At 38.1% G+C, this 9,771-nt stretch carries 8 protein-coding genes and 1 pseudogene; all 9 read right to left on the reverse strand.

Features of this window, described 5'->3' with window-relative positions; genetic code table 11:
• Positions 1–397, reverse strand: a pseudogene (locus LIZ98_RS15465) (hypothetical protein); the annotation flags it as partial.
• Positions 390–2,087, reverse strand: coding sequence for a collagen-like domain-containing protein (locus LIZ98_RS15470; protein WP_227140177.1), 1,698 nt, complete (start codon positions 2,085–2,087; stop codon positions 390–392). The gene LIZ98_RS15470 and the pseudogene LIZ98_RS15465, both read right to left, overlap by 8 nt.
• 16 nt (positions 2,088–2,103) lie before the next feature.
• Positions 2,104–3,387, reverse strand: a complete 1,284-nt coding sequence (locus LIZ98_RS15475; RefSeq protein WP_227140178.1) for a vWA domain-containing protein — start codon at positions 3,385–3,387, stop codon at positions 2,104–2,106.
• A gap of 213 nt (positions 3,388–3,600) precedes the next feature.
• Positions 3,601–3,810, reverse strand: coding sequence for a hypothetical protein (locus LIZ98_RS15480; protein ID WP_227140179.1), 210 nt, complete (start codon positions 3,808–3,810; stop codon positions 3,601–3,603).
• 23 nt (positions 3,811–3,833) lie between these two features.
• Positions 3,834–4,766 carry a type II secretion system F family protein gene (locus tag LIZ98_RS15485; RefSeq protein ID WP_034772278.1) on the reverse strand — a complete coding sequence of 311 codons (933 nt, stop codon included), beginning with the start codon at positions 4,764–4,766 and terminating at the stop codon, positions 3,834–3,836.
• Between the two features lie 10 nt (positions 4,767–4,776).
• Positions 4,777–5,703, reverse strand: a complete 927-nt coding sequence (locus tag LIZ98_RS15490) for a type II secretion system F family protein (protein WP_041846093.1) — start codon at positions 5,701–5,703, stop codon at positions 4,777–4,779.
• Positions 5,700–7,052 (reverse strand): TadA family conjugal transfer-associated ATPase, encoded by a 1,353-nt coding sequence (locus LIZ98_RS15495; RefSeq protein ID WP_034772282.1) that lies wholly within the window; start codon positions 7,050–7,052, stop codon positions 5,700–5,702. The genes LIZ98_RS15490 and LIZ98_RS15495 overlap by 4 nt, the downstream gene beginning before the upstream one ends.
• A 12-nt stretch (positions 7,053–7,064) precedes the next feature.
• Positions 7,065–8,216: a CpaE/TadZ family protein gene (locus LIZ98_RS15500; RefSeq protein WP_034772285.1), complete on the reverse strand. Its 1,152-nt coding sequence runs from the start codon at positions 8,214–8,216 to the stop codon at positions 7,065–7,067.
• 72 nt (positions 8,217–8,288) lie between these two features.
• On the reverse strand, positions 8,289–9,035 hold the full coding sequence (gene cpaB, locus LIZ98_RS15505) for a Flp pilus assembly protein CpaB (protein ID WP_095142693.1): 747 nt from the start codon (positions 9,033–9,035) through the stop codon (positions 8,289–8,291).
• Positions 9,036–9,771 lie beyond the last annotated feature (736 nt).

Genomic DNA, 9,771 nt, shown 5'->3' on the forward strand with positions numbered 1-9,771 from the left:
TCCTCCCACCCTTGGAATCAAATGGATCTTTAAACATTTTGCCAATTTTCCATTTTGATAGGTGGGTGACAATAAATAATAATAACCATGTGACCACAAAAAGAATCCATAAATGACTTTCCCCAATCCAAAGTAATCGAATAATCGGTTGTGCACCTACAAATGCCATCATAAAAATCATACCGTAGCTCCCAATCGAAAAATATCTTTTACTGTCAGTCATTGTCAACCAAGCATAAACAGTCCGAATGATAAAGAACATGGCAACAGTCGTATTAATTAGCCAAAACTTTGTACTCCACTCCGGTAATGCGCTAGAAATAGAGGCAAAAAATAAATTAAATCCAATTGCCGAAAGTAATTTACTTTCTTTAAATGTCAGACGATTATTATCCAAAGATACCACCTATTTTTTTAAGTCCTGATTTAAACTGCGAACCGATCCAATTACTTGCTTTGCCAATACCATCGTAGGCTTTTTTGAAACCTGACCTAATGCCTTTCTTTATAGATTGGCCTACACGTGATTCCATAAAGAAATAAGTTAAAACCCCAGTCAACAGACCTGCCGCTGCCCCTGCTGCTGTACCTAATCCAGGAACTACAGAACCGCCAACCATCCCGACTGCAGCACTGGATGCAACGGAAGATATAAATGTTGTGCCAATTCCAATTGTTGCATCTGTAGAGAGATCCGCAAAGAATTCTGAAGTAAATAATTTTGACTTTTTAGGGCCAAGTGTATAATCATTCAAGGTTTGACCAAATGTGAAAATAGTGTTTACGAATCCATTCCCTTTTAATAACTTAGAAGGTTTAATAAAATCTTTATTAAATGTCCATTTTGATTCAATCTTTGGAACTTTATGCCCCTTCATTTTGACCTGCTTTTCTTGCTTAAAAAAAGGAAACCATTTATCTCTAATACTCTTTTTAAATGTCTCTTTGAATCCCAGTAATCCCTTATCCCTAAGGTATTGTTTTCTTTCAAAAGAGTTATAATTTCGTTTATTGTCTTTTATGTCTGAGGAAAATTTATCAAGTAGTTTTTGTTTAAATTTCCCTTCTACTTTTCGGTTTCCTAAATATTTATACTTATAACCGCTTTTATATTTTTCATTTTTAACAAACTTATATCCTGCCCCATGAGCAACTATGCCTTGTGCAATTGAATCTCCAGCAAAATAAAAATCCAGCCCCCACCTTTTGACTGTTTTTGCCAAATTTAATCCCGAATCAATTGTCTTGTACAACCAAGATGTTTCATTTTCTGAATCACTTGTATTTGGACCGTTACCGGGCAAAGATGTATTTCCATTACTAGGTCCTTGGCCTCGACCTGTAGCTGTTCCACCATTTGGGTCTTGACCACTATTAGTTGCTGTCCCACCATTCAGTCCTTGACCACCGTTAACTGCCGTGCCGCCATTTGGGCCCTGGCCATCATTGATTGCGGTGCCACCATTCGGGCCTTCACCGCCGTTAATTGCCGTGCCGCCATTCGGGCCTTGACCTCCATTGATTGCGGTGCCACCATTCGGACCTTGACCTCCATTGATTGCGCTACCGCCATTCGAGCTCTGACCGCCATTGATTGCCGTGCCACCATTCGGACCTTGACCTCCATTGATTGCCGTGCCACCATTCGGGCCTTGACCTCCATTGATTGCCGTGCCGCTATTCGGGCCTTGACCTCCATTGATTGCCGTGCCGCCATTTGGACCTTGACCGCCTTGTATCGCAGTTCCCCCAAGCACCGGATGTCCCAATACCGGTGGCGCATTTGGTATGATGAAGGTTCCATATGTTAATGGTGTAGATGGAACAATCGGCTGCCCGGAAATTAATCCGGAAGAACCACTGACACTTTCTCCACTCTTTACAGCCTTACCCGGTTCATATACTTTGCCTGGGATAATAAAGGTTCCCCCCTGAATCGGTGTACCCGGGGTAATTGGTTTCCCCGGGACAATGGGTGTTCCCGGAGTAATATATGCGAAGGCACTTACAGCCGGAAACAGCGTCCAAAAGATTAGCATGGAGGCTAGCATTAAATATAAAATTCTTTCAAGTTTCCTTCCTCTCAAATAATCTCACCCCAACCTATTGGGTATTGGTATTGTATTTCTCCTGTAACTGGTTAATTGCTTCATTATAGTTCTGTTCATTTAATGCTTTAAGTTCTTCATTAAATTTAGATATTTCATTATCAATCCATTCATGGTACTCAGAATTTCTTTTTCGTAGATATTCAAAAGATTTATCATCAAACATTCCAGCCCTTTTCAATCTACTTAAAATTATATAAATATTTGTACTCTCTTGTTCGGCTTTTATCTGTTCACCCGCAATATAAGTAAAAATATCTAGACTATTACTCACTTTCTTATATTCATATTGTTGTTTTCCCATTTCCAGCCATTCTTGCCACTGATTTGTCAAATCATTTAGTTTTTCTAGTTGTTCTTGCAGTTCACCCTCGTTGGTTACTGTGTCATATATCCCGTCAGTGGCTGCTGCAATTTGTTTTAATTGATTTTGTCCTTCACTATCTACATCAAATCCAATAACATTTATGATTGGGGATATATTTGATGAATACAAATCCTTTGCCGCTTCAATCGGCTGATCTTCACATGTATCAATTCCATCACTGACTAAATAAACGATATTTGTATTATTGGCTCCATCAAAGGAGGCTAAGTCATTTTTCGCCTCCCGCAAGGCTAAACCAATCGGCGTCCAGCCGCTTGGTGAAAATTTGTTAAGTGCTGCTTGGAACTCGCCTGCATTATAATTCGATATTGGATAGACAAGTTCACTGCTGCTACATGACAATGCTTTGTCAGCGTCTGAACCTGTTCCCTTATGACCATAAACCCTGATTCCAACTTTGGCGTCTTTCGGAAGTTTACTCACAAAATTGAGAATTGAATCCTTTGCTGATGCCATTTTTTCTTTTCCATCTATTTTTTGTGCCATACTGCCAGATGCGTCAATGATAAATACAACATTTAAATTTTCTTTAAATTGATATCGAGAATCACTAATATTCGGATTACCAAATGTTTCAAACTTCAAGCGATTAATTAAATTTTCAGGACCCTCGTAATTTTTTTGAACCATTTTTAATAATTCTCGAAAGTAATAATCTAATTCTTTTTTACTTGGGCTTTTGGAAATATCCGGTAAAACACTAAAGATGTCCTTAACTTTTGCTTTTGCTTCATCACTTACTAAATCAATATTTTCATACTCACCAGCCTGTAATTTCGCAAGTTCCTCATAACTTGTAGGAAGTGGATCCACTATTATTTCATTTTGTGTACCCCTATTTTCATCATCTGCCTTTTTATCTTCCACAGTTTTATTTTTAATGATCTCCACTGACTTTCCTTCGTCTGTATTCTTTTGATTTGAGCTGCAACTACTAAGTAAAAATATTACTATTGTAAACACTGTTAGGTATTTTATGGCAATCTTCAAAATAAACTCATCCTTTATGACCATGATGTTTGGGTGATAAATCTAAAGTAATTTAAGTTTGTTTATGCAATTTTATAGTTTCATAATTATTACAGTCACTTATTATAGGTTCAATTAATCCCCAACCATATTGGTAATTTTTTCAATAATTTTTCCTATTAATGTCCCAATTGAGTTTTCCTGTTTACTTACAGCCTGCGAAATAATCCCCAACACAAGGATTAGCAATGCTGCCAAACCCAACCATTCCAGTGATTGTGCTCCTTTCTCGTTTTTCACCGGATGCATCATTTTAATGTACAGACCTAATAATTTTTTCTTCATCATTCACTCTCTCCTTTTCTTTTTTACTCAAAAAATGTAAATAAATTTTTGTTTTGTGAAAACATATTCATGATCATCAATCCCCCGATAAATATGAGGGCTGATGGCATCACCAGAAATGTAGTAACAAGCGTAATCTTTGGCGAAGCTTTTGCCGCCTTTTCTTTGATTTGCTCTTTTTTCATTTTGCGCATTTCCTCTGAAATCTGCTTAAACGTTTTAGATATTGGGACACCTAACCTTTCCCCCTGAATCAATGAACGAATGAGCAATTGAAATTCCCTGCTATCATTGCGTTCAAGCAGCGCCTGATATGCATCCGACCTTGGAACACCAACATCCATTTCTTGAATGAAACGGCCGAATTCTTCCTTGATAGGTCCCTCAAAATACGGGACAATTTCCCTTAATGCTTGATCTAACCCAACTCCGGCTTGCAAGGTTACGCTCATTGTATCCATAAAATCCGGAAGCTGGTACGATAATTCCTCCTGCCTTTTCTTTGCCTTGTTTTTTAACCAAAGGATGGCCCCCATATAGCCGAAAACAGGATAAAGAATAACCGTAAATTGGGAAAAAGGAAATCTGAGTACAAGTGAGACAGCCCCGATAAAGAAGCCTAATATTAATAAAAATATCTTTAAGCCTTGGAATCTTGCCAAGGTCAATCGATATGGAAAACCAGCTTGAGTAAGTAGTTTTCGAACGTCATCATTCTCACTGAAAAAATTTATTCGTTGACCAAGGTCAGAAAAGTCATCCGCAAATTCAAACATTTTTGCAATCAATTTTTCTTTTCTTGTCACTCTTCTTTCAAATGTGTACGGGATAAAGGTTTTTTCTTTTATGTCTTCTTTGAGTTCATGTTTTTTCATTAAATACAAATAGAAGTTTCTCAGTGCAAGTGCGAAAAATCCAAGTGCCAAAATAATAAAGATAACAATTAATCCATCCATAATTTTATTTTCACACCTTTATATTGGTAATCTTTCTAACAAGAAGAAAGGTTCCAACCGTTCCTAAAAGAAACAATGCAAACAAGACTAAACCTACTCCTGAAAATAGCGGGTCTAAAAATCCGTCAACCACATTATTCATCATTAGCACCAAGAAAATAGGGATAATTGGAACGATATACGCGACATAGCGCTGTTCCGCTGTCATTGTTTTGATTTCCTGTTGGAGGAGATTCCTTTCCTCTAATGTTTCACTCATTTCATCTAATACCGCATACAAATTACCACCTGCCTTTTTTTGAATAAGTAATGTAGCAACAAAAAGTTGAAATTCTCGAACATTAATTCTTTTCTCCATTTGCCGTAATGCTGTATGAAAGTCGACACCAAGAGATAGTTCATATGCTAATCGTTTAAATTCTGCCTTTGCCGGCATCGAAATTTCCTGGGCAACTAGTTGAATCCCCTGATTTAAGGTCATCCCTGAACGAGTCGTGTTCGCTAATGTACGACAAATTTCCGGTAACTGTTGAATAATTTTTTGCTTCAGCTTTCCTTTTCTCATGAAAAAGATTAGTCTTCTTGCTCCTTCAAGAAGGAGTGCGGAAATAAACAGGGCTAATGGAAATTCAACATTAAACATATTATGAAGTAAAAAATTAATACCAAAGTAAGAAACGATAATTGCTCCAATGTATTCCGACGGTGTAAAAGGAATGTTTGCAACTTCCAATTTTTCATATATTGGTTTGGCTATCTCAGTTTTATCAAAGCGGTCCCCTAAAACGACAATAAAACTTTTCCGCTTTTTACCATCATTGTAAAAATGGTCAACGTTTTTCTTCCAATCCCGCTTTTCTTTTCGGTAATCCAAATAAAAGTAACAAGCGATAATAAATACAAATACAGCCATTGTTGAGACGAGCCAATAGGTCATGATACCACCTCCTTTTCTATTGGTGTAAATGCGGCTTTCGGTATGGTAACGCCAAAAACTTTCAATCTATCTAAACATTGCGGCACATAGCCGGTTGGTGTGAAATAACCCTCGATGCTCCCATCGCTCCGAATACCAACTCTTTTAAACTGAAAAATTTCTTCAACGGAGTAAGAGCCATCTGCATTTTTTCTTACTTCCGATATCGAAACAATTTTCCTTGTTCCATCTGTTAATCGGGTTGCTTGAACAATAATATCAAGAGCTCCGACAATATATTCCCGAATAATATGACTGGGGAGCTCCATCCCCGCCATGACGACCATCGCTTCAACCCTCCGCAATGCATCATCCGGAGAATTCGCATGAACGGTTGTAAGGGAGCCTTCATGACCGGTGTTCATAGCTTGAAGCATGTCAAACGCTTCCCCGCCCCGAACCTCACCGACAATAATTCGATCCGGCCGCATCCGTAGGGCGTTTTTCACCAGTTGCCGAATGGTTATCTCCCCACGTCCCTCCACATTGGACGGTCTTGCTTCTAAGCCGACAACATTTGGTCGGTCTAATCTAAGTTCCGCTGAATCTTCAATGGTAATTACCCGCTCGCCATGCGGTATGGAATCAGCGAGTACATTTAACAAAGTTGTTTTTCCGCTACCCGTTCCGCCAGAGATGAGTGTATTCATTTTCGACCGGACAATTCCATCCAGAAACTGTGCCATCGCAGAATTCAATGTATAAAAGTTTAACAAGTCAGCCATTTTGAAAGGTTCTTTTCTAAACTTTCGGATTGACACCAGTGTTCCATTTAAACTGATTGGCGAAATAACCGCATTAACACGGCTTCCATCCGGTAATCGCGCATCAACCATAGGGGAACTTTCGTCAATTCTTCTCCCTAGGGGTGAAATAATCCGGTCAACAATATGGCGAACATGTTCATCATTACGAAACTTGACTTCCGTTAATTCAAGTTTTCCTAGTCGTTCGACATACACTTCATTATAGCCATTGATTAGTATTTCTGTTATTGTCGGATCATTGATTAGCGGCTCCAAAGGTCCAAACCCGACTGATTCATCTAAAATTCGCGTAATCAGTATTTCTTTATCTTTTCTTGATATAATGACTTTTTCTTCAGACATGAATTGACTGACAATCTGCTCAATTCGAAGGCGCATTTCCCCCTGTGATAATTCAGTAAGGGATTCAAGATTCGTGTCCCTCAGTAATCGTGCCTTGTAATGCTCTACTAACTCATCGACGAAACGATTTTCGTATTGATATGATTGAATATTGGGTTTGGCATTCAGTTTTTGCCTGCGATTTTCAAATAATGATGACATTTTTTAAACCCCCTATTTTAACACCGAATGCGCCCATTTTCTAATATCCTTTGCAAAGGGAATCAGTCTTCTTTCTTTCGCCATTTTCCGTACAGGTTCCCCTTTATTAACAAAAGGTTGTAACCCCTTTATATCTCTTCTTATTTTAGCTTCGATAGGAAAACGGACGATATCCTTCAAATCTTTTTCTTGAACTTCATTTTCCTTCCCAACATGGTTTAAAATGATGCTCATCCTCGATTTTAATTCAATTCCTAATCGGATTGAGAGTTCCTCAAATTGTTTTAGTACTTTTAATGATGGTGTGTCCGGTACTAACACATAATAAATTTTATCGGATTCCTCCAAAGCAGTTACGACTTGGTTATTGATAAAAGATGGAAGATCAATGATAACAAAATCGAAACTTCTTCTACAGGTTCTCAGAAGCTTTGTTATAAAATCTTCTGATAAGGTTTCGGCCACTTCCGCATCGCATGGACTAATTAGTACATCCATTTTTGAAAAACTCTCCGTTTGGGAAACATTGCGAATATGACCTTCATTCAATTCTCTGATTACCGGGGCTAAATCGGCAATCGATCGGTTAGAATTTATTGATATGACCGTCTCAATTCCGCCAAATTGCAAATTCAGATCAATTAAAATCACCTCAGCCGTCGATTCCAACTTCAATGTTTGTGCGAATGTTGATGCCAATACGGTTTTCCCCGTTCCCCCGCTACCGCTGAAAAAAGAAATGATTTGACCGCTCCCTCTTACAAAAGTGGAAAAGGTTGTGTCCTGATTGTCCTTGTTCAATTCATAGTTTTTTATAATCGTAGGAAGTTTAGCGGCAAATACTCCTTGCTCTTCCGGGAAAACAAAAAACTCTGTTGCTCCGGCTTTTGTAATGCTCCTTAGCAAGGTAAAGTCGGAAGTTTTTGCAATAAAAATAACTAAAGTTGATGGGCTTGCCGTTTTTATAAATTGAATGTTCTCCACCGCTATATCATTTGTTGGCTGAATAAATATGACGATATCCTTCGCTTCCCGGTTTATTTCGCGGACAACGTCAACCGGGTTCACAATTTGGGTTTGGATATGTTCCCCAATTATATTCAGTATTTGATTTTGTATAATTTCATCATCACTTACTAATAAGAGCTTTACGTTATCTTCCACGTTTCATTCCTCTCCACCTTCAAAACAAGATTTATAGAAAATTATGATCAGCAATTCTTATAGATTATGGCTTTATGGATTTTCCTGTTGTGCCGGATTTTCATTCAATTGTTGCTCAGTTCCGTTTGGCTCAGTTCCGGCTTGTATCTCTTGCCCTTGGGTTTGTTGTTGCTCTGTTTCTGTCGGTTGACTTTCTATTTGAGTTTCTTCTTTTCCAACATTCGCCTTTAGCACTCGAATATGATCAGCATAATTTTGTATATTAATTAATTTAGGTGCATCATCTAAAGGCACCTCTAATGCGACACCGACAAAATCTTTCCCTTTCCCCTGAGCCCATGCTACCGGGACATCTTTCATAAATAATTCTGTTTTCTTTTCTCCGTTTTCCTCTTTGGAAATAATAATATCAACGCGGTCATTCGTTGTGACAACTTGGTCAAATTGAACCTTATCCGATCGATACATTGCCACTAACCGATGATTTGCTTCCCTTAGTTCTGTTGCAGGCTTAAGCATGTTACCGGTAATGATATCATCCTCTTCTAAAGGGACAACGGTTACCATGTTGATAAGTTTTTTCTTATCCGTGATGTAGGAATCTAATACATATCGATTGGGGATTTCCATCGTTTTTATTTGACCTTCCGTTATTAATGTTCGCGATGGAATACTCCCTGCTGCTACATAAATCTTCGTCATCCCGCCAAGCTCTGCATTTAATGTTCGAACTTTGTCATACACTAAATATCCTGCAATTGCAGCCAGAACGAATGCCAAGAGTAAAAATATCGTTGCTCGCCTCTTTGACTCTAACATGCTACTACCTCATTTCTACGCCTTAAGTAAAACGGTTGATGATTTTTACACTTTCCCCGGTAAAGTGAAACTTCCATCCGTGGGGGGGGTTACTCCCCAGGGTTGGTTAGTTGAACCAATCGGGCACTTACGGGCACTTATCTTCCTCCCTTACATCTTGGATTTCTCTTAAAGCATAGAGGAAGATTTAGTGACCGTTTGTGCGGGATAAAGTGAAAATTCCAACAGTGCGGATTTGCTTCATTCCCCCTGTTAGTTAGTTAGTTAGTTAAAGCAATCAGACCTTTACGAGTAGTTCATCTCCACCTATCTTCATTGTAACTTGAGGCTGGTGTCCTACTACCCGTTAAGATGGGACAAGTAAAATATATAAATTTTAAAAAATTATTATTACTTGTTTTAATAAATACCAACTAATTTAAAGTTCGTCAATATCTCAAAAAATATGTCGAATTTTGTCTCGTTCTTTTATCCTATATTTATTGTGAAATCGAGATAATTTTAGGAATAAAGTCTTAGGTCATTTTATTCTCACTTTTGACAATCCTTACCATATTTTGTAAAAACAATACTGTTTTTTTACAAATATTACAATTCGCGGGGCTTTATTCCTCTTTTTTTAATGCCTTTGTTATTTAAACAAATGACAGTTTTCGACAAAAACTTTTTGTGCAAAAGTAAAATAAGAAAAGCGCAGAGCGCCCGCTTAGCGACGTACAAACTGGCCGGCTAAAAG

Origin of the sequence: Caldibacillus sp. 210928-DFI.2.18, assembly GCF_020554505.1 — a bacterium.
Lineage (GTDB): Bacteria > Bacillota > Bacilli > Bacillales > Caldibacillaceae > Caldifermentibacillus > Caldifermentibacillus hisashii.

Excerpts from the sequence above, each read along its gene's own strand:
- LIZ98_RS15495 (WP_034772282.1), bottom strand. The coding sequence starts at position 7,052 with ATGTCATCATTATTTGAAAATCGCAGGCAAAAACTGAATGCCAAACCC.
- LIZ98_RS15480 (WP_227140179.1), bottom strand. The coding sequence starts at position 3,810 with ATGAAGAAAAAATTATTAGGTCTGTACATTAAAATGATGCATCCGGTG.
- LIZ98_RS15485 (WP_034772278.1), bottom strand. The coding sequence starts at position 4,766 with ATGGATGGATTAATTGTTATCTTTATTATTTTGGCACTTGGATTTTTC.
- cpaB (WP_095142693.1), bottom strand. The coding sequence starts at position 9,035 with ATGTTAGAGTCAAAGAGGCGAGCAACGATATTTTTACTCTTGGCATTC.
- LIZ98_RS15490 (WP_041846093.1), bottom strand. The coding sequence starts at position 5,703 with ATGACCTATTGGCTCGTCTCAACAATGGCTGTATTTGTATTTATTATC.